General features: G+C 60.9%; 25 protein-coding genes, 1 tRNA gene and 1 pseudogene. 19 read left to right on the plus strand and 8 right to left on the minus strand.

From position 1 onward, the window contains the following. Nucleotides 1-417 precede the first annotated feature (417 nt). Both ACZ89E_RS03955 and map read left to right on the plus strand, forming a co-directional pair. Complete coding sequence (locus ACZ89E_RS03955) at nucleotides 418-669, plus strand: ParD-like family protein (protein WP_149659821.1); 252 nt, start codon at nucleotides 418-420, stop codon at nucleotides 667-669. Beyond that, nucleotides 666-1,466, plus strand: coding sequence for a type I methionyl aminopeptidase (gene map, locus ACZ89E_RS03960; protein WP_372242350.1), 801 nt, complete (start codon nucleotides 666-668; stop codon nucleotides 1,464-1,466). The genes ACZ89E_RS03955 and map overlap by 4 nt, the downstream gene beginning before the upstream one ends. A gap of 99 nt (nucleotides 1,467-1,565) precedes the next feature. Here the strand turns inward: map and ppk2 are convergent, their stop codons facing one another. Next, on the minus strand, nucleotides 1,566-2,483 hold the full coding sequence (gene ppk2 / locus ACZ89E_RS03965) for a polyphosphate kinase 2 (RefSeq protein ID WP_149659820.1): 918 nt from the start codon (nucleotides 2,481-2,483) through the stop codon (nucleotides 1,566-1,568). Nucleotides 2,484-2,673: 190 nt separating this feature from the next. On the opposite strand from ppk2, the gene ACZ89E_RS03970 reads away from it, so the two are divergent. After that, entirely contained in the window at nucleotides 2,674-3,609 is a 936-nt protein-coding gene (locus tag ACZ89E_RS03970; RefSeq protein WP_149659819.1) for a Ppx/GppA phosphatase family protein, read from the plus strand. On the opposite strand, the gene ACZ89E_RS03975 is transcribed toward ACZ89E_RS03970, so the two are convergent. From ACZ89E_RS03975 to ACZ89E_RS03985, 3 genes are read right to left on the minus strand one after another with little or no spacing between them, the layout of a single operon-like run. Then, the gene (locus ACZ89E_RS03975) at nucleotides 3,610-4,080 is read right to left on the minus strand and encodes a hypothetical protein (protein WP_149659818.1); all 471 of its coding nucleotides are present in this window, start codon (nucleotides 4,078-4,080) and stop codon (nucleotides 3,610-3,612) included. It abuts the gene before it with no gap. Between the two features lie 39 nt (nucleotides 4,081-4,119). Then, complete coding sequence (gene mug, locus ACZ89E_RS03980; protein WP_476254893.1) at nucleotides 4,120-4,638, minus strand: G/U mismatch-specific DNA glycosylase; 519 nt, start codon at nucleotides 4,636-4,638, stop codon at nucleotides 4,120-4,122. A gap of 12 nt (nucleotides 4,639-4,650) precedes the next feature. Further along, nucleotides 4,651-5,274, minus strand: coding sequence for a TetR/AcrR family transcriptional regulator (locus tag ACZ89E_RS03985; protein WP_149659816.1), 624 nt, complete (start codon nucleotides 5,272-5,274; stop codon nucleotides 4,651-4,653). Nucleotides 5,275-5,499: 225 nt separating this feature from the next. On the opposite strand from ACZ89E_RS03985, the gene ACZ89E_RS03990 reads away from it, so the two are divergent. The 5 genes from ACZ89E_RS03990 (at nucleotide 5,500) to ACZ89E_RS04010 (ending at nucleotide 11,624) form a co-directional block, all read left to right on the plus strand. Beyond that, on the plus strand, nucleotides 5,500-6,621 hold the full coding sequence (locus tag ACZ89E_RS03990; RefSeq protein ID WP_476254894.1) for an HlyD family secretion protein: 1,122 nt from the start codon (nucleotides 5,500-5,502) through the stop codon (nucleotides 6,619-6,621). A 6-nt stretch (nucleotides 6,622-6,627) separates the two neighbouring features. After that, entirely contained in the window at nucleotides 6,628-8,082 is a 1,455-nt protein-coding gene (locus tag ACZ89E_RS03995) for a DHA2 family efflux MFS transporter permease subunit (protein ID WP_476254895.1), read from the plus strand. 20 nt (nucleotides 8,083-8,102) lie between these two features. Then, a complete protein-coding gene (locus ACZ89E_RS04000; RefSeq protein ID WP_476254896.1) occupies nucleotides 8,103-9,557 on the plus strand; it encodes an efflux transporter outer membrane subunit in 1,455 nt (484 codons plus the stop codon). Nucleotides 9,558-9,588: 31 nt separating this feature from the next. After that, nucleotides 9,589-10,545, plus strand: coding sequence for an aldo/keto reductase (locus ACZ89E_RS04005; protein WP_463257804.1), 957 nt, complete (start codon nucleotides 9,589-9,591; stop codon nucleotides 10,543-10,545). A 140-nt stretch (nucleotides 10,546-10,685) separates the two neighbouring features. Beyond that, complete coding sequence (locus ACZ89E_RS04010) at nucleotides 10,686-11,624, plus strand: LysR family transcriptional regulator (RefSeq protein ID WP_476254897.1); 939 nt, start codon at nucleotides 10,686-10,688, stop codon at nucleotides 11,622-11,624. Between the two features lie 42 nt (nucleotides 11,625-11,666). Here ACZ89E_RS04010 and ACZ89E_RS04015 read toward each other — a convergent pair whose 3' ends face one another. Continuing rightward, complete coding sequence (locus tag ACZ89E_RS04015; RefSeq protein ID WP_476254898.1) at nucleotides 11,667-11,939, minus strand: DUF2790 domain-containing protein; 273 nt, start codon at nucleotides 11,937-11,939, stop codon at nucleotides 11,667-11,669. A 146-nt stretch (nucleotides 11,940-12,085) separates the two neighbouring features. After that, nucleotides 12,086-12,940: a LysR family transcriptional regulator gene (locus tag ACZ89E_RS04020; RefSeq protein WP_149659809.1), complete on the minus strand. Its 855-nt coding sequence runs from the start codon at nucleotides 12,938-12,940 to the stop codon at nucleotides 12,086-12,088. A gap of 134 nt (nucleotides 12,941-13,074) precedes the next feature. Here ACZ89E_RS04020 and ACZ89E_RS04025 point away from each other — a divergent pair, with 134 nt between their 5' ends. From ACZ89E_RS04025 to ACZ89E_RS04045, 5 genes are all read left to right on the plus strand, one after another. After that, nucleotides 13,075-14,118, plus strand: a complete 1,044-nt coding sequence (locus ACZ89E_RS04025; protein WP_476254899.1) for an agmatine deiminase family protein — start codon at nucleotides 13,075-13,077, stop codon at nucleotides 14,116-14,118. Between the two features lie 4 nt (nucleotides 14,119-14,122). Then, nucleotides 14,123-15,031 carry an N-carbamoylputrescine amidase gene (gene aguB / locus ACZ89E_RS04030; RefSeq protein ID WP_476254900.1) on the plus strand — a complete coding sequence of 303 codons (909 nt, stop codon included), beginning with the start codon at nucleotides 14,123-14,125 and terminating at the stop codon, nucleotides 15,029-15,031. A gap of 2 nt (nucleotides 15,032-15,033) precedes the next feature. Beyond that, on the plus strand, nucleotides 15,034-16,131 hold the full coding sequence (locus ACZ89E_RS04035) for an extracellular solute-binding protein (RefSeq protein WP_476254901.1): 1,098 nt from the start codon (nucleotides 15,034-15,036) through the stop codon (nucleotides 16,129-16,131). Nucleotides 16,132-16,145: 14 nt separating this feature from the next. After that, nucleotides 16,146-17,258: an agmatine deiminase family protein gene (locus ACZ89E_RS04040; protein ID WP_476254902.1), complete on the plus strand. Its 1,113-nt coding sequence runs from the start codon at nucleotides 16,146-16,148 to the stop codon at nucleotides 17,256-17,258. Nucleotides 17,259-17,347: 89 nt separating this feature from the next. Next, nucleotides 17,348-17,422 (plus strand) — tRNA-Gln (locus ACZ89E_RS04045). A gap of 274 nt (nucleotides 17,423-17,696) precedes the next feature. Here ACZ89E_RS04045 and ACZ89E_RS04050 read toward each other — a convergent pair. Next, nucleotides 17,697-18,560, minus strand: coding sequence for an AraC family transcriptional regulator (locus ACZ89E_RS04050; RefSeq protein WP_476254903.1), 864 nt, complete (start codon nucleotides 18,558-18,560; stop codon nucleotides 17,697-17,699). Nucleotides 18,561-18,703: 143 nt separating this feature from the next. Here ACZ89E_RS04050 and ACZ89E_RS04055 point away from each other — a divergent pair, with 143 nt between their 5' ends. Beyond that, nucleotides 18,704-19,453 (plus strand): SDR family NAD(P)-dependent oxidoreductase, encoded by a 750-nt coding sequence (locus ACZ89E_RS04055; protein ID WP_476254904.1) that lies wholly within the window; start codon nucleotides 18,704-18,706, stop codon nucleotides 19,451-19,453. Between the two features lie 137 nt (nucleotides 19,454-19,590). Here the strand turns inward: ACZ89E_RS04055 and ACZ89E_RS04060 are convergent, their stop codons facing one another. After that, nucleotides 19,591-20,508 carry a LysR family transcriptional regulator gene (locus ACZ89E_RS04060; RefSeq protein WP_149659802.1) on the minus strand — a complete coding sequence of 306 codons (918 nt, stop codon included), beginning with the start codon at nucleotides 20,506-20,508 and terminating at the stop codon, nucleotides 19,591-19,593. Between the two features lie 125 nt (nucleotides 20,509-20,633). On the opposite strand from ACZ89E_RS04060, the gene ACZ89E_RS04065 reads away from it, so the two are divergent. From ACZ89E_RS04065 to ACZ89E_RS04085, 5 genes and pseudogenes are all read left to right on the plus strand, one after another. Continuing rightward, nucleotides 20,634-21,392: a 5-oxoprolinase subunit PxpA gene (locus ACZ89E_RS04065; RefSeq protein ID WP_476254905.1), complete on the plus strand. Its 759-nt coding sequence runs from the start codon at nucleotides 20,634-20,636 to the stop codon at nucleotides 21,390-21,392. A gap of 92 nt (nucleotides 21,393-21,484) precedes the next feature. Continuing rightward, a complete protein-coding gene (locus ACZ89E_RS04070) occupies nucleotides 21,485-21,730 on the plus strand; it encodes an acetyl-CoA carboxylase (RefSeq protein WP_095079351.1) in 246 nt (81 codons plus the stop codon). 10 nt (nucleotides 21,731-21,740) lie between these two features. Continuing rightward, nucleotides 21,741-23,115 (plus strand): annotated as a pseudogene (locus tag ACZ89E_RS04075) (acetyl-CoA carboxylase biotin carboxylase subunit). Beyond that, entirely contained in the window at nucleotides 23,112-23,984 is an 873-nt protein-coding gene (locus tag ACZ89E_RS04080) for a 5-oxoprolinase subunit B family protein (protein ID WP_149659799.1), read from the plus strand. The pseudogene ACZ89E_RS04075 and the gene ACZ89E_RS04080 overlap by 4 nt, the downstream one beginning before the upstream one ends. Next, nucleotides 23,981-24,955 carry a 5-oxoprolinase subunit C family protein gene (locus tag ACZ89E_RS04085; RefSeq protein ID WP_476254906.1) on the plus strand — a complete coding sequence of 325 codons (975 nt, stop codon included), beginning with the start codon at nucleotides 23,981-23,983 and terminating at the stop codon, nucleotides 24,953-24,955. The genes ACZ89E_RS04080 and ACZ89E_RS04085 overlap by 4 nt, the downstream gene beginning before the upstream one ends. Nucleotides 24,956-25,016: the final 61 nt, after the last annotated feature.

A 25,016-nucleotide genomic window follows, 5' to 3' on the forward strand; every position in this document is an offset into this window, starting at 1 on the left:
TGCCATCAAGGCCAGGATCGATACGCCATGAAAAAGCCCGCACAAGGCGGGCTTTGGAATGTGAGTAGGTGGCCGGTGCTGGTCTCCGGCTTACGAGATTTATCAGGCCTCTCACAGCAACGTTTTGTGCGTCACTGCCTCACACGGCATAAGGGCTGGATCTCAGCGCGGAGATCTTTCTAACCGTGTACCCTTCGGAGCGCGCCCCACGCGTTCTCGCTATCCTCTTGCGCATCAGTCTGCGTCTTCACCTACCACTTCAGAATAGCCCATCACCTGATGCCCGGCGCGGGCGTTTTAGATCGATTGTGCCCAAGCGAAAGCGCCGCAGGACAGAAAAACGCTAATCGGGGTTTGCGACATCCGTATGGAGTCAAGTAGTATACGTTTCATATGCATTTCATATCGGGTGGATTTGTGGGAATCGTCAAAATTTCAGAAGACATGCATGAGAATCTGCGCGTCGCCAGCAATGCGCTGAGCCGCTCGATCAACGCTCAGGCCGAACACTGGATGCGCATCGGGATGCTCGCCGAGCTGCATCCCGATCTGGACCACAACGCCATCTGCCGTTTGCTGATCCGTGCCGAACAAGCCGGCGGCCTCGATTTGCAACAGGTATGCGCACTCGCCGAAGCGTCGCCCGCCGTCGCCGGAGCCGTGCAATGAACCGTGCAGTGAAAGCAGGCGTCCCGATCAATTCCCCGGCACAAATCGCCCAGTCCGGCATCGCCGGCAAACTCGCGGCCGAAGTGCTGGCGATGATCACGCCGCACATCAAGGCGGGGGTCACCACCGACGACATCGACCGGATGTGTCACGACTACATCGTCAACGTGCAAAAAGCCATTCCCGGCAACGTCGGCTATCACGGTTTTCCGAAAACCGTGTGTGCCTCGGTCAACGAAGTGGTGTGTCACGGCATCCCGTCGCCTCAGGTGCTGAAGGACGGCGACATCGTCAACATCGACATTGCCGTGGTCAAGGATGGCTGGTACGGCGACACCAGCCGCATGTACTTCGTCGGCGAACCGAGCCCGGAGGCGCGCCGCCTGGTGCAGACCACCTATGAAGCGATGTGTGCCGGCATCCGCGTGGTGCGCCCCGGCGCGACCCTGGGCGACATCGGCCACGCGATCCAGAGTGTCGCCGAGCGCGACGGTTACAGCGTGGTGCGCGAGTACTGCGGGCATGGCATCGGCAAGGTCTACCACGATGAACCGCAGGTCTTGCACTACGGCTATCCGGGCCAGGGCCTGAAGCTCAAAACCGGGATGATCTTCACCATCGAACCGATGCTCAACGCCGGCAAACGCCACGTGAAAACCCTGGCGGACGCCTGGACGGTGGTGACCAAGGATCTGTCGCTGTCGGCGCAGTGGGAGCACATGGTGGCGGTGACGGATGACGGCTTCGAAGTGCTGACCTCTTGGCCGGATCAGGTTGAAGGCTATCCGGCACCCTGAACAACAGGCAAAAAAAAGCCGCCGGTTAAGGCAGCCATAAAAAAAGCACGCGGTGTATGACCTGAGTATTGACGCCCTCAGGTTACAGAATGATGACGTTTAATAGACTTGCGGCACGATCAGTTCCGGTGGCGTCGGGTTGCGCGAGTAATCTTCCTGGCGCACCCGTTGCGGCAGTTGGATCGTCGGCTGTTCGACCTCTTCATAGGGCATTTGCCCAAGCAGGTGGTTGATGCAGTTGAGACGGGCCTTTTTCTTGTCGTCGGCTTGCACCACCCACCACGGCGCCTCGCTGATGTGGGTGCGTTCAAGCATGATCTCCTTGGCCTTGGTATAGGCTTCCCAGCGCCGGCGGGACTCCAGGTCCATGGGGCTGAGTTTCCATTGCTTGAGCGGGTCGTGGATGCGGCTGAGAAAGCGCAGGTTCTGTTCCTGGTCGGAAATCGAAAACCAGTATTTGATCAACTGAATGCCGGAACGGGCGAGCATCCGTTCGAACTCCGGCACCGTGCGGAAAAACTCTTCGTACTGATCGTCATTGCAAAACCCCATGACTTTTTCGACCCCGGCGCGGTTGTACCAGCTGCGGTCGAACAGCACGATTTCGCCGGCTGCCGGCAGGTGCGAGACGTAGCGCTGAAAGTACCACTGGGTTTGTTCGCGATCATTCGGGGCGGGCAGGGCGGCGACGCGGCAGACCCGAGGGTTGAGGCGCTGGGTGATGCGCTTGATCACACCGCCCTTGCCGGCGGCATCGCGGCCTTCGAACAGAATCACCACCTTGGCCCCGGTCTTGACCACCCAGCTTTGCAGCTTCACCAGCTCGCCTTGCAGGCGGAACAATTCGCTGAAATAGCGGCGTCTCTCTTCCTTTTCGCTACCTTCGTCGACGTGACCGTCAAACAGCTCATCGAGGTTGTGGCCGTCCTCCAGCAGTTCCAGTTCCAGCTCTTCGTCGCTGTGATCGAGCAGCTCGCGGTGGATTCGCTGTATCAGGGTGTCGTTGTTCGCAAGCATGGTGGGACGCTCCCGTGGAAGATGGCGTGGGCGATGGTATTCCGGGAGATATGACGAAGTCGTGACGAAACAGCCGTAGGACTTTGCGCAGGCGCTGTCATCTTCGTGTCACCTAGGCCATGGCAAGCTCTTCACAAACCGTCTTCCAGGCTCCGATGGCGGGCCGATGAATCTGCCAGGAATTCCTACCATGAAAGGTGACGCCTCTCTGTTTGCGGCCATTGACCTGGGGTCGAATGCGTTTCGCATGATGATTGGCCAGTCGGTCAAACGGAACCAGCGGTTCGTCATCCAGGAAGTGAAAACCCTGCGTGAACCGGTGCGGCTGGCCGAGGGATTCCAGGGTGGGGCGCTCGATGAGCTGGCGCTGGATCGCGGTTGGCAGGCGCTCGCGCGATTTGGCAAGAAGCTGCGTGGCTTTGAGTCGTGCCGGGTACGGGCCGTGGCCACCAGCGCGGTGCGCGAAGCCGATAATGCGCAGCTGTTCCTGGCCAGCGCCGAGCGGCACCTGGGGTTTCGGATTGACGTGATCACCGGGCAGGAAGAGGCACAACTGGTGTACGCCGGTGTGGCCCACACGCTGCCGGGTGCAGAGAGTCAGCGGCTGGTGGTGGACATTGGCGGCGGCTCCACTGAGTTGATTCTGGGCCGGGGCACTCAGCCACTGATCACCGAGAGCATTGCCATCGGCAGCGGCACCTTCGGCTCGCGCTACTTTCATGGCGGTCGCATCACCGCCCAGGCTCTGCTGGAGGCCGAACGCGTGGCCTCGCTGCAATTCGAAAAAGTCGCCCGGCGTTATCGCGCATTGGGGTGGCAGCAGACCATCGGCTCGTCCGGCACCGCGCGGATGCTGGCCAAAGTGCTCAAGGCCAACGGCTTGAACGACGATGACCAGAGCGGCATCACCTACGGCGGGTTGCTGCGCCTGTCATTGCGCCTGCTCGAAGTCGGGCACGTCAAACAACTCAAGCTGGCCGGGCTGCAACCCCATCGACTGAGCATCTTGCCCGGCGGCCTGGTGGTCATGCTGGCGGCGTTCAAGGTGTTTGGCATCTCGCACATGACACCGTCCGAGCCGGGGTTACGGTTCGGGGTGATGCATGGCTTGATGAGCCAGCATTGATCACGCGGGGCGAATCGAGCTCACTTCAGAGCCAGTCGAATAGTCCGTTCGCGTGTTGCCCAGGCGGTCGCGGAAGGTGAAGTGACTGAGGATCAGGCACAGCGCGAGGCCCAACATATCGGCGACAAAGTTCTGGTAGGCGGCGCTGAACGGGATGCCGTTCTCACGCGGGTCAACGTACATCTCGTTGTACGCCGAGAGGAACACCACGATGATCAATCCGCCCCAGGGACTCCACGGGATGCCGGTTTTCAGCGCATGGAAATTGTCTCGCAGGGACTGCTTGAAAAACCGCGTCGGAATCGTCACGTAGCCCAACAGCAGTGCGGCGCACAAGCCGTACAGGAAATGGCAGAAGTTGTAGCTCCAGACGATGATGTTGAACGCGTTGAGCTGCACCAGCCAGAACGTGATGAAGATCGCCAGGCACAGCAGAAGCGGGGTGTGGGTCGAGCGTTGGGTGAACAGCATTGAAGCTTCCTTGAGGGGGATTGATCCTTGAGGGCAATGCTACCGGAGTCTTGCTTCATTGATCGCGGCTAAATACAGCTGGCGGTATGCGTCCACCAGTTGATCCAGGGCGAACGCCAGGTTTCGTCCACTCGGATTCGGCAGAATCCACACCGCCGCGCCGCCAAAGGTCTTGGGCTGCAACCCCCAAGCAATCTCCCGTTGGCCAGTTAACGCGCCATACGCGGCCTTGCCGAGAAACGCCACGAAGCGCGGTGCATAACGCGTGATCTTCTGTTCGAAGTCCGCGGCGACAGCGCTGAATTCCTTTAATGACAGTTGATCGGCGCGCGCCGTGGGGCGGTCAACCACGGCGGTTAATCCACACTGATACTGCAAGATCGTCCGATCATTTTCCGGGCGCACTTCCTGCGGAGTAAAACCGGCGAGATGCAGCGTGCGCCAGAAGCGATTACTCCGGCCGGCAAAATGATGACCCTGGGCCGCCGCCATCATCCCCGGATTGATGCCGCAGAAAATCACGGCGAGTTGCTCGGCCAGAATGTCTTCGAGTCCCACCTTAAAAGCCCCTCATCCGCACATGACGCTGACCGCATTGCGCGCCAGTTCCGTCAATTCAGCCCGGGATTTGCCCGCTCGCGCGCGTATCGAAATGCTGTGCAGCAGGGATGACGCGAGGACCGCCAGGGCCGCCGGGTCGGCATCGGCTTTCAATTCGCCGGCAGTGACTGCCGTTTGCAGACGCGCCTCAAGATCGGCATCCAGCCGGCTCAGCCGATCGGACAGCACATCGCGTATTTCCTGATCCTCGACCGCTTCGGTGGTGGCCGTGCCAATCGCAAAACAGCCTCGCGGTTGGCCCTCGCCGGAAAAGTAGATCGATAACTGACCCTCATAAAAGCGCATCAACGCTTCGCGCAAGGTGAGTGAGGTGTCTGTCAGCGCCTCGTGCATGTCGGCGGCGGCAAATTCCCAATATTGCTCGAGCGCCTTGATGTACAGCGCGTGCTTGTCGCCGAACGCGGCATAGAGGCTGGGGCGATTCATGCCCGCCGCCGTGGCGATGCTGTCCAGGGACGCGCCGGAATAACCGGTATTCCAGAACACCCCGAGCGCCTGTTGCAGCGCAGTCTGCGGGTCATATGCGCGAGGGCGGCCGCGACCTTTTCCCTCAGTGATCTTTTTTTGTGCCATGTCGTATAAAACTCTTGATGAATGATGGGCTCGCCGATATTCTTACATCATCGCACAAAAATAAGGAACCAAAAATTCCTTGGCTTGAAGGTTTGTTGAAGCGGAGCTCGAACAGGGTGTTGCGGCGACGAAACAGGCGCGGTGGAGCGATCCTCCCGGCCGCGCACGGTATGGCTGTTGATGTGGATGCTGTCCCCAATTTCCCGGTTACAGGTGTATTCGATCATGACCAAACAGTTCGATCTCTCAGCGTCACCCGCCGTCGAGCATCCAGGGCCGGACGCGCCCATCAGCAAGCCGCTCAAAGAGAAACTGCGACCTTGGCTGATAATCGGTGTGCCGGTCATTTTCGCCGCCGTCGGCTATGCCCATTACGTCGCGGGCGAGTCCTTTGTTTCGACTGACAACGCTTATGCCCGGGTGGCCAAGGCCTCGATCAATGCGCGAATTTCCGGGCAAGTGGTGGACATCGCGGTCGAGGACAACCAGTCGGTTCGCAAGGGCCAGGTGCTGTTTCGGATCGACCCGAAACCCCTGCAGATCGCGGTTGACCGTGCCCAGGCACAGCTGAGCATGGCGCGGCTGCGCATCGATGGACTCAAGGCCAGTTACCGCCAGCAACAGGCTGAGCTGCAATCGGCCAAAGAGTCGGCGGATTTCGACCAAAAGGAATTTGCCCGCAAGAAAGCGCTGGTCGCGACCGAGTTCGTCTCTCGGGCCATTTACGAGCGCGCCGACACCGACCTCAAAGTGTCCCGGCAACGCATCGCGTCGATCGAACAACAAATCGCCAGTACCGTCGTCGCGCTGAACGGTGATCCCAACATCGATGCCGACAACCACCCGACGGTGCATGAAGCCAGGGCGCAGCTCGACGAAGCACAGCTCTACCTTTCCTACGCCACGGTGTATGCGCCGGACGATGGCATCGTTGCCAAGGTCGACGATTTGCAGGTGGGCAACTACGTCAACAACGGCGCGCCAGCCTTTGCGCTGCTGTCCGACCGTCAGGTCTGGGTCGAGGCCAATTTCCGCGAAACGGAGGTGACGCACATGCGCCCCGGCCAGGAAGCCACGATCCGTATCGATACTTACCCGGATCACCTGTTCAAAGCCCACGTCACCAGCATGAGCCCCGGCGCCGGCGCGGACTTCGCCTTGCTGCCGCCGGAAAACGCGACCGGCAACTGGGTCAAGGTCGTTCAGCGCGTACCGGTGCGACTGGAACTCGATGAGGTGGATCCGGCGCTGCCGCTGTTCTCCGGCACCAGCGCTACGGTCAAGGTCGATACCGGGTTTCGCACGCCTTGGTGGTATCCGCTCAAATCGTTGCTGACGGCGGGGTGATGGCTGATGAACACGGGAATCTTAAGGTTCGCCGCGCTGTTGGCGATCTATATGCAGTCGGCGAACCTGCCGCTGCCGAACTCGGCGCTGCGGTTTATTCAGGCCAGCCTGTCGATGACCGACGACCAGGCCGGCTGGATATTCACCGCGTACCTCGCTGCCAGCGCCATTACCTTGCCGGTTGCGCAGTGGCTCGCCGGGCGCTTTGGCTTGAAGCGTGTGTACCAGGCCGCGTTGGCGATTTTTGTCCTCGGCTTGCTGCTCGCCACAGCGGCGACCACCTCGCTGGAGTTCGTTGGCGCACGGATGGTTCAAGGCGTGGCGAGTGGCGTACTGGCACCGCTGTCGATGGCGATTGCCCTGGAGACATTGCCCGCAGCGCGGCGGGCGAAATTCGCCACGGTGTTCACCGCCATCGTGCTGTTGGGCATCGCCACCGGCCCGAGCATCGGCGGTTGGCTCAGCGAGTATCACGGCTGGCGTTCGCTGTTCTACGTCAGTGTTCCGTTGTCGGCGTGGATCTTTCTGGTGGTGACGCTGTTGCTGGCCAAGAAGAAAGCCGAGCAACGTCCAACGTTGGATTTCTTCGGCGTCGGCACCTTCACCCTGGGCATGATCGGCCTGCAAATGTTCCTCGATCGCGGTGAGCGCCTGGACTGGTTTGCCTCGCCCGAAATCTGGCTGGAAGCGGTGGCGGCGGCACTCGGGCTGTACCTGTTCGTCGTGCACGTACTGACCGCGAACACCCACTTTCTCAACAAGGGATTGTTCCGGGACCGCACCTTCGTGTGCTCGACGATCATCTTTTTCGCCCTCGGTTTCGTGCTGCTGTCGACCATGGCGCTGACGTCGCCGATGCTCGACGAGATTCTCGGCTACCCGCCAGTACTGACCGGCTGCCTGACGATCCCGCGCGGCGTGGGACTGGTTGGGGCCTTCCTGCTGATGGGCCGTGTTCCCGCACACCTCGACCAACGATTCTTCGTGGCGGCGGGCATCGCGCTGGTGGTGTATGGCAACGGGCTGATGCTCGGCTATTCGCCGTTGATGGACTGGCCGCCGGTGGCGATGGCGGGTGCGATCCAGGGTGTCGGCCTCGGTGTGCTGATGCCGGCGATCAGCAAGGTGGCGTTCAACACACTCGACCCCAGGCTGCGCCCCGAAGGCAGCGGTTTCTTCAATCTGACCCGTGTCTACGGCAGCACGATTGGCGTGGCGGTGGTGCAGACATTCTTCTTCAACAACACCCAGGCGATGCACTTGGCGCTGGCCAGCCACATCACGCCATATCGCGGCCAAGCCCATGGGATGTCCCAGCAGGCACTGGGCGGGCTCAACGAAATGATCACCGGTCAGGCGGCGTTTATCGCGGTCATCGACCAGTTCAAGATTTTGATGGTGGCCATGCTGGTGGTGAGCCCGCTGGTTCTGTTTCTTCGCAAACCGGTTCCGACCTTCTAACTTGTCGTGGAGTCTGCCCAATGAAAACTCATGCGCTTTTCAGCAACAGACATCTGGTCGCGGCGATGTCGTTCCTGGTGTTCCTCTCCGCCTGCACCGTTGGCCCGGACTTTAAAACCCCGGCGCCGAGCGAGTCGCAGCACTATGACCAGCAGGCCGAGCAGCGACTGGCCCGGCAGATTGTCCTTGGCAAAAAGCTCTACGGTGATTGGTGGACGGCGTTCCGTTCGCCCAAGCTCGATGCGCTGGTGCGGCGCGCCATCGACGGCAATCTTGAGCTGGTGGCGGCGGATGCAACGATTCGGCAAGCGGCGTCCTCGGTCGCGGCGGCGGAGGGCGCCTTGTATCCGCAAGTCGATTTTGCGGCGCAGGCCGGTCGCCAACGCACCCACAATGCCCCCGAGGCCTCGGTTTCCAACTTCTACGCAATCGGGCCGCGGGTCGGCTTCGACCTGGACGCTTTTGGCGGTAACAAGCGGCTGGTGGAACAGCAGCAAGCGTTCACCGAGCTGCAAAAACATCGCTTTGAGGCGGCGTACCTGACCCTGACCGGCGACGTCGCGAGCCAGGCACTGTTGCTGGCCTCTGCCAACGCACAGATGCAAGCGGTTGAAAAGCTGCTGGCCAATGACGCGAAGAACCTCGACCTCGTGCGCCGGGCAAACGTTAGTGGTGCCACCACCCAGATCGATGTGTCGCTGGCTGAAACCCGGCTCGCCCAGGACCGCACGCTGTTGCCGCCCCTCGCGCAGCAGCGTGATTCGGCGCGCCACGCGTTGTCGATCCTGACCGGCAAAGGTCCGGGTGACTGGATTGCGCCGGAGTTCGAACTGGCCGAATTTACCTTGCCGTCCAACGTGCCGGTCAGTCTGCCTTCTGAAATGGCCCACGACCGCCCGGATGTCCTGCAAGCCGAGGCCGAGCTGCACATGGCCAGCGCGGCGGTGGGCGTGGCGACCGCCAATCTCTATCCCCGCATACAACTTTCCGCGTCGCTGGCCCAGGCCGCTTCCGGCAATGGCGGCGCTGCACTCTGGGGTTTCGCGGCGGGGCTCACGGCGCCGATCTTCAATGGCGGCACGCTCAAGGCTGAACGCCAGGCCGCCGTCGATGGCTATCAGGCGTCCCTCGCGGGCTACCAGCAGACGGTCATCAAGTCGTTCGGCCAGGTCGCCGACACCCTGCAAGCGATCAACCATGACGCCGAGCAAAACCTCGCGCAGGAAGATGCGTTGCGCGCGGCCGACACCAGTTTTCGCTTGAACCAGCAAGCCTACGCCCAAGGCGAAAACAGCATCCTGCAAGTGCTGGAAGCCGAGCGCGCCTATGAGCAGGCGCTGCTGGGGCAGATCAGAGTGAAGACCGCGCAATACCTCGACACCGTGCGCCTGTATGTGGCGCTCGGCGGTAATTGCGTGGGTGTGTTCGAGCAGAAAGTGGCGTCTGGCGACGCACCGAAACGTTCGTATCAATAACGGCTGCGGCCTCAGGTAGTGGAGTAAAGACATGTCATATGAAGCCTTTCACGATGGACTTCGCGATACCCGATTCCCGCTGAATCACGGTTCCGGCCAGATCCCGGCCGTTGGCTTTGGCACGCTGTTTCGCGATCTGAGCGTGACGACGCAAGCGGTCAAGGATGCGCTGGACGCCGGGTTTCGCCATTTCGATTGTGCGGAACGGTATCGCAACGAGGACCTGGTCGGCGTTGCTTTAAAGGAAGTGTTGGCGGCCGGTAAGGTCCGGCGCGAGGACGTGTTCATCACCACCAAACTGTGGAACACCAACCATCGCCCCGAGCGTGTCGAACCGGCCTTCGAGGCCAGTTGCCGACGGCTTCAGGTCGACTACATCGACTGCTATCTGATCCATACGCCGTTTGCCTTTGAGCCCGGTGATAACCAGGACCCGAGGGATGCGTTTGGGCATGTGATCTATGATCGCGGCGTGACCTTGATCGAGACCTGGCGCGCACTTGAACGCCTGGTGGACGAAGGCCGGTGCAAGTCCATCGGCTTGTCGGATATCACCTTGCCGGCCTTGAAAGAGATCGTGGCCCAAGCGCGGATCAAACCCGCCGTCGTGCAGGTTGAAGCCCATCCTTACTTGCCGGAATGGGAACTGCTGGAGTTTTGTCAGCAGCATGGAATCATCGTCCTGGCCTTTGCGCCGCTGGGGCATGGCATGGAGCCGAAAGTCCTGGAAGACGCGGTGATTACCGGGATTGCCCAGCGCTTGCAGAAAACCCCGGCGCAAGTGGCGTTGGCCTGGTCGGTACAGCGGGGCGTCGCGTTTTTAACGACCTCGGCAACACCCAGCCATATTCAGGAGAACATGGATATTGCTACCTTGCCGCAGCGGGCCATGCGTGAGATCAAGGAAGAGATTACGACCCGGGTGCGATTCAACTCGGTGGTGGAGACTGGCGTGCCCGGGTTTATCCCACGCAAGAAGCAGGCGTAACGCCGGATTCTCTGCCCTGACACTGACCTTGTGGTGAGGGAGCTTTTGTGGCGAGTGGGCTTGCCCCCTCACCACAAAAGCTCCCTCGCCACAGGTTTGGTGTTCGCCACTACTTTTTTTCTATCCTCCAGAGGTAAACGATGGACGTTTTCGAGACCATGCGTTTTTTCATGACGGTCGCTCAAAGCGGCAGCTTCACCGCGGCTGCCGAGATTCTGGACACCACCACCACCAACGTTTCCAAAGCCGTCTCCAGTCTTGAAGCGCGGCTGCAAACCCGCCTGATCAACCGCACCACCCGACGCCTGGCGCTGACCGAAGCCGGTACGCGCTACTTGCAACGCTGCGAGAAAATCCTCGACGAGGTCCGTGAGGCGGATGAAGAGGCGGGCACTGCGCAAGTCATGCCCGCTGGCCGGCTGAAGATTCACGCGATGGCCGCCATCGGCAATCACTACGTGATCGATGCCATCGCCAGGTACCGGGAGACGCAACCCTCGGTCATGTTCGATCTGTCCCTGACCAATCGGCTGCCGGACTTGCTGGAGGAGGGCTATGACATGTCGATTGTGCTGGCGCGGGATCTGCCCGATTCCGGGTTTGTCGCCCAGCGGCTGGGCATCACCTACAGCATCCTGTGCGCTTCGCCCGCGTACTTGAAAAAACGCGGAGCGCCGCAATCACCGGCGGCTCTTGCTTCACATGATTGTTTGAAGATCGTTAATACGGTGATGCCCGCAGAGAACTGGGCTTTCGAGGGGCCGGACGGCGTGGAGACGGTGACCGTTCCCTTGTCACCCTTTCATGTGAACACCGCAGACGCCATGACCGTCGCGCTGTTGAGCGGGATGGGCATCGGCATCCAGCCGATTGCTTCGGCCGTTGATGGCTTGAAAGCAGGCACGCTGGTGCGTGTACTGCCTGAGTATCATCTTGAAGAGTTGAATATCTTTGCCATCTACCCGTCACGCAAGTTCGTGGACGCAAAAATAAAGACCTGGGTGGAATTTCTTAAAACCTACATTCCAGGCTTGTTGGCTGCTGATGAAAAAATTGTCGGCTCAACAAAGTTACGATGACCGCAGGTATGGAGTGTCGACCCTCCATCGTCTGCACCGGCCTCAACCGTTAGAACAGCCGCTGCCCATCACTTGGTATTCCATGACGTGGCGTTGACCCTCGGAATCTTCATAGGTCATTTTCGCCGGGACCGGGCCACACTCATTGCCAGTGTCGGTAATCGAAATGACATTCTGGATGTCGGGTTTCATGCCGTAAGCGTAATTTTCAACCGGTGGCTGGCGGGTCGCGTTAGTTGAATCAGCCTCGTCTGCAAATGCGTGTGCGCCCACACTGACAAGCGCAAAAAACAGAGCAATGTTTGAGAGTTTCATGATGTTCACCGTCTCGTTCAAGGTTAGTTGTTTTGCCTGCCGGGCTGTTTGCTCAGCGGGTAGAGACGATGCTAGGGGTTTGCCTTTCCCTCAAATAGCCGGCAATGGGACAAACACTGTTGCCGGATTTCGCATGAATAGCGCCGTCAGGCCGTTTCCAGCTGACTCAGCAACCACTCACTGAAACTTCGCGCGTTGGTTTCACTGTCGCGGTGGGTCAGCAGCGCCCAGTTCGGGCCACGAATGGTTTGCTCCACCAAGGGTTGCAACGACCCGTTGGCCCGTGCCTGACCACTGAGTAATTCGCTGACCAGGGCGATGCCCAGTCCGGCGCAGGCAGCGTCCAGCAGCAGGCCGGGATCGGAGAAGTTAAGCCCCTGATCCTGCTGGCCGACATCGATGCCGGACTCCACCGCCCAATGACTCCAATCCATCTCCCGCTCGCCATGCAGCGTGGTGCGTTGTGCCGGTGGCAGCGCCAATAGGCGCGGATGACACGCCGGGTAGAGGCGGTCGGCGTGCAGCACTTTGAAACTGCATTCGGCCTGGGAACTGATGTCATCGCGCACCGCCACATCGATGGTCTGGGTGGTCATGTCCGGGACTTCATCGGTGCTGTAGATCCACAGATCCACCTCCGGATGCTGACTTCGAAAATCCCCCAGACGTGGCAGCAGCCAGTGACGGGCGAACGCCGGCGTGGTGTTGAGCACCAGTTGATTGGGCTTCTGGTATTGCCCGAGGCGACGAATGCCCACGGCCAATTGCTGCAACAGCGCCTGGGTGGTGCTGAGCAGGTCGTGACCGGCATCCGTCAGGGTGACGCTGCGGCCACTGCGCAAAAACAGCGGCTGTTCCAGGTAGGCCTCAAGGCTGCGGATCTGCTGGCTGATCGCCGATTGGGTCAGGTTCAGCTCGGCGGCGGCCTTGTGGAAACTGCCCAGCCGAGCGGCGGCTTCAAAGCCGCGAAGGGTACTGAGCGGGGGCCAGTGCTTGAGCATATCGATAAGTTCCTCTAATCAGTTTTCCACTAAATCCATCGTTTGTTCGCCTGTTTTTACGGCCGTAGCATGCATGCCAAGACTTTCGAGACAGATTTCATTGAACACAATGTCTTAACTAAAAGGTACTGGTGATGCAACAGAACAACAATGGTTGGATGATGCCGGCAGAGTGGGTAAAGCATGCGGCGACCTGGATGGTGTGGCCCCACAACCAAGCGCTTTGGGAATCCGGTTGGCGCGTCACCTTGGCGCAAGTGCAAGCGGATTTCGCCGGAGTGGCCAACGCCATCGCGCGTTTCGAACCGGTGAAAATGGTCGTTGATCCGTCGGCGCTCGCCAGTGCCAAAGCGCTGTGCGGCCGCAACATCGAATTGATCCCGCTGGCGGTGAACGACAGCTGGTTCCGCGATTCCGGCCCGAGCTTCGTCTGCCACCCGCAACAAGGCCTGGCCGGTGTGAGCTGGCGCTTCAACGCCTGGGGCGGCAAGTCGGCCCACGACCTCGACGAAAGCCTGGCGCGCCGCGCACTCAATCACCTCGGCCTGCCGTGTTTCGGCACACCGCTGAGCAACGAAGGCGGGGCGATTCATGTCGACGGCGAAGGCACGCTGATCACCACCGAATCGGTGTTGCTCAACGCCAATCGCAACCCGGACACCAGCAAGGCTGAGATGGAAGACATCTTCAGCCGTCTGCTGGGGGTGAAGAAAACCATCTGGCTACCGGGCGATCCGGATTACGTGACCGGCGACATGACCGATGGCCACGTCGATGGCGTCTGCGCCTTCGCCCGTCCTGGCGTATTGCTGGTGGACGCGACCCACGACAAGCAGTCGGTGTACGCCGAAGTGGCCCGGGAAAACCGTCGCGCCCTGGAACTGGCCACCGATGCCCAGGGCCGCAAGTTCGAGCTGATCGAACTGTTCGAAGCCAGCGACGCCGTGGACACCGACGCCGAAGTGTTTTGTGCCTCGTACACCAACTTCTACATCGCCAACGGCGCGATCATCATGCCGGCCTATGGCATCGACGCCGACCACGCGGCGGCCGAAGTCTTGGCGCAGGCGTTCCCGGGACGCGAAGTGGTGCCGGTGCGGATCAATCACCTGGCCCATGGCGGCGGCGGGGTGCATTGCATCACCCAGCAACAACCGGCCTGGCCAGTGGAGGGTTGAAGCCATGACCCTGTTGACGATTGCCACCACCCAGATGCCGTGCACCTGGGACTTGCCAAACAACCTTGATCTGGCTGAGCAGTTGGTCCGCGAAGCAGCGGCCAAAGGCGCGCAAGTCATCCTGCTACAAGAGCTGTTTGCCACGCCGTATTTCTGCATCGAGCAAAGCCATAAACATCTGGCACTCGCCGAAGAATATCGCGACAGCCACGTGCTCCAGCGCTTCGCCGCATTGGCCAAGGAATTGGGGGTGGTGCTGCCGCTGAGCTGGTTTGAAAAGGCCGGCAATGCCTACTTCAATTCCCTGAGCGTGGCCGATGCCGACGGGCGCCTGTTGGGGGTGTATCGCAAGACCCATATCCCCAACGCCATCGGCTATCAGGAGAAGGAATACTTCAGCCCCGGCGATACCGGGTTCCGGGTCTGGGACACGGCGTTCGGGCGCCTCGGCGTGGGGATCTGCTGGGACCAGTGGTTCCCCGAAACCGCGCGCTGCCTGGCGTTGATGGGCGCCGAGGTGTTGCTGTTTCCCACCGCCATCGGCTCTGAACCGGGCTGCGCCACCCTCGATTCCCGCGACCACTGGCAGATGACCATGCGCGGCCATGCGGCGGCGAACATCCTGCCGGTGGTGGCGGCCAATCGGGTCGGCCGCGAAGTCGCGACCACCGATCCGGGCCTGCAAATGGACTTCTACGGCTCCTCGTTCATCTGCAACCACAAGGGCAAATTGCTCGCCGAGGCCGACCGTGACAGCACCGGCGTGCGGGTCCACAGCCTCGACCTGGCCGCCATGCGCGAAGAGCGCCTGAGCTGGGGCATTTACCGCGACCGGCGTCCGGACATGTACGGCGCGCTGCTGAGCCAGGACGGTCGTCATCTTCATTCACGCTGGGCGACTCAAGGGGTTTGAACATGCGTATTGCCAACCAACTGCTGCTCGGTGCCCTGGCACTGGCGTGTGTCGCGCCGTCGCTGCACGCCGAAGAGAAAACCCTGCGGCTGTACAACTGGGCCGATTATTTTGCCGAAGACACGTTGAGTAAATTCACCGCTGAAACCGGGATCAAGGTGATCTACGACGTCATGGACGGCAGCGAAACCCTGGAGGCGAAAATGCTCGCCGGCGGCAGTGGTTACGACCTGATCTTCCCCGGCGACACCGTGGCCGAACGCTTGATGCGTGCCCACAGTCTGTTGCCGCTGGACCAAGCCAAACTCACCGCTGTGGGCGATATCGAACCCGGCTTGCAGAAGCTGCGCTCCCATTACGCGTTCTCGAAAAACGCCACCGTGCCCTACACCTGGGGCACCATCGGCCTGACCTACAACGCCGAGCAGATCAAACAACGCGCACCGGATGCGCCGGTCAACAGCCTGGACATGTTGTTCAAGCCGGAACTGGCCGCCAAATTCGCCGATTGCGGTATCTCGATGATCGACTCGCCCGACGAAGTGCTGGCGGTGGTGCTCAACTACCTCGGTCGCGAACCGCGTAGTGCCAAGCCGCAAGACCTGGCGGCGGCGAGTGAGCTGCTGATGAAACTGCGGCCGTACATTCGCAAGTTCCAGTCGCAGCCAGTGACCGACCTGGTGAACGGTAACCTGTGCCTGTCCCTCGGCTACAGCGGCGACATGACCCAGGCGCAGCGGACGTCGGACAGCGCCGGCAAGCAGACTGCGTTCCAGTACCGCATCCCCCGCGAAGGCACCACGGTGTGGATGGACACCATGGCGATTCCGGTTGACGCGCAACACCCGGAATACGCCTACGCGTTCATCAACTTCGTCATGCGCCCGCAGAACATGGCGGCCATCAGTAACTTCACCGGCTATCCCACTTCCAATGCCAAGGCCCGGCCGGATGTCGATGCGACGATGCGCAACAACCCGGATATCTACCTTGATGAGGCCACCTATGCACGGCTGATTCCCGGCAAGGACATTCCTCAGGCTGATATGCGAGCGCGCATGCGGACCTGGACTAAATTCAAGACGGCCACTGCGAAATGATCAGAGAGAACTACATGCCGACGCGTCGGGATTTCATCAAACAGGCATCGGTTGTCGCCGGTGTGGGCATCGCCGCTTCCCTGGGGCTGACGCGCGTGCAAGCGGCGGTGGCTCAGGGCTGGCACATGCCGGACGAGGGCGACAAACACCAGCGGGCCTTCATCGCGTTCGGCGCGCAGGAGGCGATCTGGGCCGATTTCACCGCCGATGTGCAAGCCGCCCTGGGCCTGATTGCGCGCACCATCGCCCGCTATGAACCGGTGACCGTGTTCTGCCGTCAGCGTGAGCGGGCGTTGGCCGAGAAGCATTGCGGCACGCGCAATGTCACCTACGTCATCACCGAACTCGACGACATCTGGATGCGCGATATCGGCGCCAACTTTGTCATCGACGGGAAAGGCGGATTGGGTGCGGTGGATTTTAACTTCAACGGTTGGGGCAACAAGCAGCAGCATGGCAAGGATGCGCAATTGGCCGCTCGGGTGGCGAGCAACGCGCAGGCCGATTATCTGCGCAGCGAACTGGTGGGCGAGGGCGGTGCGATCGAAGTGGATGGCCATGGCACCGGGATCATGACCGAAAGCAGCTGGATCAATAGCAACCGCAACCCCGACTGGAGCAAGGCCGAGGTCGAAGAGGAACTGAAAGCCCAATTGGGCCTGCGCAAAATCATCTGGCTGCCGGGCATCAAGGGCAAGGACATCACCGATGCTCACGTGGATTTCTACGCGCGCTTTGCCAAACCCGGCGTGGTGATCGCCAACCTCGACAACGACCCTGCATCCTTCGATTACAAGGTCACCCGCGCGCATCTGGACATTCTCAAAAACGCCACGGACGCGCAGGGTCGCAAACTACAGGTCCACACCGTGTCGCCACCGCTCAAGCCGCGCAAGAGCAAATTCAACCGCAACAACCCGGATTTTGCGGCCGGCTACATCAATTACTTCGTGATCAACGGGGCGATCATCGCGCCCGAATTTGGTGACAAGACAGCGGATGCCAAGGCTCTTGAGCTGTTGTCGCAGCTCTACCCGGACCGTGAAGTGGTGCAGCTCAATATCGACGCGATCAGCGCCGGGGGCGGCGGTATTCACTGCGTTACCAGCCATCAGCCGTTGGTTTAAATGACAAGTGGCTGTTTTAAAACAAATTTAGTTTGAGCAGGGGGCTTCCCAGAGCGCGCGAAAGTTGTTAAATTCCCGCCCGCTCTTGCAGGGGCGTCGCCAAGCGGTAAGGCAGCAGGTTTTGATCCTGCCATGCGTTGGTTCAAATCCAGCCGCCCCTGCCATATTCCCTAAAAAGGGGACGGATCTATTTTCCAGAAAATAGATCTGTCCCCTTTTTTTATTGCCTTTTTTTTGTGCCCGTCGCCCGACCATCGGTTCGACTAATAGTGACAATCACCAATGCCAAGTTCTGCTCCGCCGGATAAACGTTGAGAATCGCCTCCATCGAAAACGCTGCTCAGGAATGTCACCGGTTTTCAACGAAGCTCCTTTGGTTGGCCGCAACCAACCAATTTTTTAACCCCGCGTCTCATGAGGTTGCGGGGTTTTTTTTGCTTATTGCGGTCTGAACCGCGCCGCATCTCGCCCCGGTGGCATCCCGAACAGGCGCGCATATTCACGACTGAATTGCGAGGCGCTTTCATAGCCCACGGTGAAGGCGATGGAAGCGGCATCGCGCGGATCGAACAGCAGCAACCAGCGTGCCCTGAGCAGGCGCAGGCGTTTCTGGTACTGAATGGGCGCCATGCCGGTGATGGCTTTGAAGTGACGATAGAACGCCGAGACGCTCATATCCGCCATCGCCGCGAGGGGTTCCACACGAAAGGGTTCGGCGTAGTGCTCGCGGATCCATAAAGTGGAACGCCGGATCTGCGCCAGTCGGCCATCGGGTCGCGCGATTTCCCGCAGCATCGCGCCGAACGGCCCTTGCAGGATTCGAAACAGAATCTCTCGCTCGATCATCGGCGCCAGTACCGCCGCCTCGTCTGGGCGATCCATCAACCGCATCATCCGCAGCCAGGCGTCAATCAGTTCAGTCGGCGCCGTCACCGCAGCAAAGCCACTGTCGGTGGGCTGCTCGCCGGTTTTGACCTCATCCACCAGCAAGGTGGCAATGACGTTGGGGTCCAGGGTCAGGCTGATGGCGAGGTAGGGTTCGCCCGGGGCGCCAGGGTAGATCTCGCCGGTGGCGGGGACGTCCACGGGCACCAGGAAATAGCTGATCGGCGGGTACTGCAACACCTGATCGCCAATCGACAACGTCTTGGAGCCTTGAAGCACCAAGTGCAGCATCGGTTGATACACCTGATTCGCACACGCCTCGGCCCGGACCATCGACACGCGTGCAAGGCCCGTATCCGTCCACTTGTCTTGCGCGCGCATCACGATGCTGCGCAGCTCATCCATTGCTTCATTCATGGGGTCGAACATGGCGCAGACCCGCGTACAACGCAAGGCGTGCGAGAAGAATAGGCAAGCATCGGGGAAGAACCGGCAACCGTTTGACCGGCGGTTGCGCGAATACTGGTGCGACACATCACTCCTGTTTAAAAGGTCATGACATGAAACTCGAAGGCAAAATTGCAGTGGTCACCGGCGCATCGAAAGGCATCGGTGCGGGGATCGCCAAGGCGCTCGGTGCCGCAGGCGCCACGGTGGTGGTGAACTATGCGACCAGCAAAAGCGACGCCGATGCGGTGGTTGCGCAGATCCAGGCATTGGGCGGCAACGCCGTCGGCATTCAGGCGGACATGAGCCAGTCTGCCGACGTGATTCGTTTGTTCGACGCCGTCAGGAGCAACTACGGAACCCTGGATATTCTGGTGAACAATGCCGGCGTCGCGGTGTTTCAAATGCTCGAAGACCTCACTGAGGAAGCATTTCATCAGCAGTTCAACCTCAATGTGCTCGGCTATCTGTTGGCCGCTCGAGAAGCCGTCAAACTGTTTGGCCATGCGGGCAGCATCATCAACATCAGCTCGATTCTCAGCACCGATCCCTACCTGGCCTCCAGTGTGTATTCGGCTACCAAAGGCGCGGTCGACACATTGACCTTCGCCCTGGCCAGGGAGCTTGGGGCGCGCGGTATCCGGGTCAACGCGATCATGCCTGGCCACACCAATACACCTGCTACGGACGGTAACTTCGCCGGTGAGTTTGGCGAAAGGCTGATCGCGGGCACGCCGCTGGGCCGGTTTGGTGAGCCGGAAGATATTGCGCCGCTGGCCGTGTTTCTGGCCTCCGGGGACTCGCATTGGATCACCGGAGAATCGATCCGGGCATCGGGTGGCGTGCGCGGGGTGGGCTACTGATCACACCCGCCTAACCGACGCCGTTTTGAAACGCCTGGGCGAGTGTTCGGAATGGGCTTTGCCGAAACGATTGCCGGGACGACCATCACCGATTTTTAGGGTGTTATTCGAATGCTGGAAAATCGTGCATGCGGTTTTCAGCGTCGCGCAGACAGTTGTTGCGGCGCCAGAAACGCATCGTGGAAGTAATTACGAAACGCCTGCATCGCCGGGCTGAATTCCCGCTCGCGATGCCACGCCAAACCGACGCTCATGGGCGTCACCTTGTCGGTGATTGTCAGGGTTTCGATGCGTTTGCCTTCCAGCGACCAGGGGCGGTGCACCAGGTCCGAGAGGATCGCCACGCCGCTGCCATTGGCGACCATGCTGCGCACCGCTTCCACTGAACTGGTGCGCACCCGCACATTGGGTTGCTGGCGTGCGTGTTCCCAGTAACGCATCGCACTTTGTTCGGCTTCGTCGACGGTCAGCAGGATGTAGGGTTCCTTCGCCACATCGGCGAGGCTGACCGCCGAACGTTCGCACAGCGGATGGTGGCTGGGCAGCCACAACCGGCGCTCGGAATTGAACAGGATTTCCGAGACGATGTCCGGGTGCGTGAGGTTCGCGGTGAGCACCACGGCCATGTCGAATCGACCTTCCAGCAGGCCTTCCTCGATGGCCGTGCGTTCCTGTTCGTGGACTTCGATGGCCACGTCCGGATGCCAATGTTCCAGCCGCTGCAAATGGTGCGGCAGGAAGTAGCCGATCACCGTGTAACTCGCCGCCAGACGCAGCAGGCCACTGGCGCGAATGTCCGGCAACGGGCTGTTCATCGCGTCATCGACGCTGCGCAGAATCACATACGCGCGATTCAGAAAATGCCGCCCGGCATCGGTCAGGCTCATGCCCTGGGCCGAGCGCTGGAACAACAGCGCGCCCAGCATTCCTTCCAGTTCCTTGATCGCCGTGGTGACCGCCGATTGCGAAATGTTGAGATGAATCGCGGCCTGGGAAATTTGCCCGATCTCGGCGGTGGCGACGAAATAGCGGACTTGGCGCAGGGTCAGTGACATGAGTTCTCCCGACGATGGGGTATCTGTTTTTCAGAAGATACCCTATCTGTTAATAGATCTTCCCAAGGGGTGCGGAGGAATCTAACTTGGGCTGCATGAAGTCACAAGCGTCAGGAGCAAGCGTTATGCAAGCAGTAGATTTCAACTCGGACATGGGTGAAGGCTTCGGCCCATGGACCATCGGCGATGGCGTCGACAATGAGCTGATGGGCTTCATCAGCTCGGCCAATATCGCCACCGGTTTTCATGCCGGCGACCCCAGCACCATGCGCCGCACCATCGAGCAGGCCAAGCGCCTGGGTGTGGCCATCGGCGCGCATCCGGGGTTTCGCGACCTGGTCGGTTTCGGCCGTCGACACATCAATGCACCGGCCCAGGAACTGGTCGACGACATGCTCTACCAGTTGGGCGCCCTGCGTGAACTCGCCCGGGTTCAAGGCGTGGCCCTGCAACACATCAAGCCCCATGGCGCGCTCTACATGCACCTGGCTCGGGACGAAGAGGCCGCGCGTTTGCTGGTGGAACATCTCCAGCGCCTGGAGCCAGAGTTGCTGCTGTATTGCATGCCCGACTCGGTGATCTGGCGAGTCGCCAAAGAGCTCGGCCAGCCGGTGATCCGCGAGTTCTACGCCGACCGCGAATACGACCTCACGGGCTCCATCGTCTTCACCCGCAACGTCCGCGCCTACGATCCGGCGCAAGTCGCCGCGCGAGTACTGCGTGCCTGTCAGCAAGGCGTGGTGCGCACGGTCGAGGGTGAAGACCTGGCGATCGAATTCGATTCCATCTGTTTACACAGCGATACCCCAGGCGCCCTGGCGTTGGTCGAAGCCACGCGCCGTGCCCTCGACAGCGCCGGGATCGAGGTCCGCGCACCGCGCTAAATCAGGACGAGACACCTGGCACACAGATGCCAGGGTTTGCACACCGATTCATTTTTGCCTGCCTTTCTACAACTATTCCAAGAGGAACAGACATGGCCGAACACACTGTAATCACCCCGTTGCCCGGGACCTTCTACCGCAAAGCCACCCCCGAATCGGCGAACTTCGTCGAGGTGGGCGCGCAGGTCAGTGCCGACACGGTGATTGGCCTGATCGAGGTCATGAAGCAGTTTTCCGAACTGACCGCCGGGACGGCCGGTCGCCTCAGCGCATTCCTGGTAGAAGACGGCGATCCGGTGGAACCGGGTCAGGTCGTCGCAACACTCGACGACGAGTGAGGGCGCGATCATGACGCAAGCCATTCATAAATTACTGATCGCCAACCGTGGCGAGATCGCCGTGCGGATTATCCGCGCTGCCAAAGCGCTGGGGATTCCCACCGTCGCGGCGTGCAGCGAGGCGGACGTCGACTCCCAGGCCGCGCGCATGGCCGATGAAATCCACGTCCTCGGCCCGGCCCGCGCGGATAAAAGTTACCTCAACGTCGAAGCCTTGCTCGGCGCCTTGAAAGCCACCGGCGCCAATGCCGTACACCCCGGTTATGGCTTTCTTTCGGAGAACGCCGATTTCGCCGAAGCGGTCCTCGCCGCCGGGGCGATTTTCGTCGGCCCGAGCCCGGAGACGATCCGGCGCATGGGCGACAAAGCCGAGGCCCGCCGCACCGCGCAAGAGGCCGGCGTGCCCGTGGTGCCGGGTTCCCCCGGTGAATTGTTTGACGTCGAGTCGGCGCTCACAGCCGCCGAAGCCGTTGGTTTTCCACTGCTGATCAAAGCCTCGGCCGGTGGTGGCGGACGCGGTATTCGCCTCGCCGAAAATGCCCAACAACTGGCAGAAGAATTTCCCCGTTCCCAGCGCGAAGCCCAGGCGGCGTTCGGCAATGGCGCGGTGTATCTGGAACGGTTTATCAGCAGGGCCCGGCACATCGAAGTGCAGGTCCTGGGCGACGGTCAGCACGCGGTGCATCTGTTCGAGCGCGAGTGTTCGCTGCAACGTCGACGCCAGAAAATCTTCGAAGAAGCGCCGTCGCCGGTCCTCAGCCAGCAGCAACGGGAAGACGCTCTGCGCCAGTGCCGTGCGCCTGACCGAATCCCTGGGCTACAAGGGCGCCGGAACCCTGGAATACCTGTATGACGACGCCACTGGCGAGTTCTTCTTTATCGAGATGAATACGCGGATTCAGGTGGAGCACCCGGTCAGCGAATTGATCACCGGCATCGATCTGGTCCAGGCCATGTTGCGCATTGCCGGTGGTGAACCGCTGGGCTTCAAGCAAAGTGACATCCGACTCAACGGCGCCGCCCTGCAAATGCGCCTGAACGCTGAAGACCCGGCGCGGGATTTCTTCCCCAGCCCGGGGCTGGTCGAGGAACTGATCTGGCCGCAGGGCGAGGGCATTCGCGTCGACACGCACCTGTATCAAGGCTACCGCGTGCCGCCGTACTATGACTCGCTGTTAGCCAAGCTGATCGTGCACGGTGCGGATCGCGCCGAAGCCCTGGCCCGCGCGCGGGTGGCGGTCAGGCGGACCACGCTCACCGGCATGGCCAGCACCTTGGCGTTGCACGGCGAACTGCTGGAACAACCGTGGCTGCACAGCGCCGACTTCCACACCGGCACCCTGGAAACCTGGCTGGCCGAGCGCCGCAGCGGAGGTCAAGTATGAGCACGCCCATCCGCTACAGCTTTGGCGCCGATGAACATTTGTTCGCCGAAGTCAGCGACAGCATGTCCCTTGAAGCGTTCTTCAAAGGCCTGGCCGTCACCCGCGCGGTGGAACGGCTGGCACTGGATGGCGTGCTCGATATCTGCCTGGCCAACGCATCGTTCCAGATTCGTTTCGACCCGGATCGCATCGCCCCGCATACCTTGCTCGAAGCGGTCAAAATCGCCGAGGCCGGGGCCGTCGCCGAGCGTACGTTGCAGACCCGGATCATCGAGATCCCGGTGCTCTACAACGACCCCTGGACCCATGAAACCCTGATGCGTTTTCGCGACCGGCATCAGGACCCGAGCGCCACGGACCTGGAATACGCCGCACGCATCAACGGCCTGGCCGACGTCGAGGCATTCATTGCGGCCCACAGTGGTGCGCCGTGGTTTGTCTCGATGGTCGGCTTCGTCGCCGGGCTGCCGTTCATGTTCCAGATGGTCGAACGCGAGCGGCAGTTGCAGGTGCCTAAATACCTGCGCCCGCGCACCGACACGCCGAAACTGACCCTGGGTCACGGCGGCTGCTTCGGCTGCATCTACTCGGTGCGCGGTGCCGGTGGTTATCAGATGTTCGGCGTCACGCCGGCACCGATCTACGACCCGCAGCAAAACCTGGCGTACCTGAAAGAGCACATGGTGTTTTTCCGTCCGGGCGACATCGTGCAGTTCAAACCGATGGACCGTGAAGCCTACGACCACGCGGTGGCCGAAGTCGAAGCCGGGCGTTTCGATCTGCGGATTCGCCCGGTGGAGTTTTCGCTGGACGCGTTCCTCGCCGATCCCGTCGGCTATCCCAAGTCGCTGCAGGAGGTGTTGGCATGATCAAGGTCCTCAAACCCGGCCTCGCCACTTCGGTACAAGACCTGGGCCGCGAAGGGTATTACCACCTGGGCATTCCGCCCTCCGGCGCGCTCGATCAATACGCCTTGAGCGCAGCCAATCAACTGGTCGGCAATCCGGCGGGTGCAGCGGCATTGGAATGCACGTTGCTCGGGCCGGAGCTGGAATTTCAACAAGACGCATTGGTGGCCGTGTCCGGCGCGCACATGACGCCACGGGTCGATGGCGTGGAAATGCACCACGACACGGCGTTCGCAGTGAAGGCCGGGCAGGTGCTGCGCTTTGACTTTCCCAAGGCTGGCGCCCGTGCCTATTTGGCAGTGGCCGGTGGCATCGATGTGCCGGTGGTGCTCGGCAGTCGTTCGACCTATGCCCTCGGCGCACTCGGCGGTTTTCAAGGACGACGCTTGATCGCGGGCGACGAATTGCCAGTGGGCATGGCCAGCGGCAAGAGCCGCGTCGGCGCCAGTTTGCCGATGGCGTTGCGGCAAGCGCTGGGCGGCGAAATCACCTTGCGGGTGGTGTCCGGTTTGTACTACCACCGCTTGACCGAATCGGCGGCGAAGAGCTTTTTCGCCGAGCCGTGGACGGTCGGCTCGGAAGCGGACCGCATCGGCTATCGCTTCAAGGGCGGCAGCGCGCTGAGCTTCCAGCCCCGGGAGCAACCGTTCGGTGCCGGTTCCGATCCGTCGAACATCGTCGACAGTTGCTACCCGATCGGCTCGATCCAGGTCCCGGCCGGGCTCGAGCCGATCGTGTTGCACCGCGATGCCGTGTCCGGCGGTGGCTACGCGATGATCGGCACGGTGATCAGCGCCGACCTCGACCTGATCGGCCAGATGCAACCCAACCAGAAGGCCCGCTTTGTCGCGGTGACCCTCGAAGAGGCGCTGGAAGCGCGACGTTCCTATAAGAAAAAACTCAGCTGCCTGAGCAAGCTGTTCCCTTCCTGATTCTGCCCGCCGCACAGCGCGGGCCATGCCAAACGGTAAGCCAACGCCGCACTTCGGTGCG

Source organism: Pseudomonas sp. TE3899 (assembly GCF_056279105.1).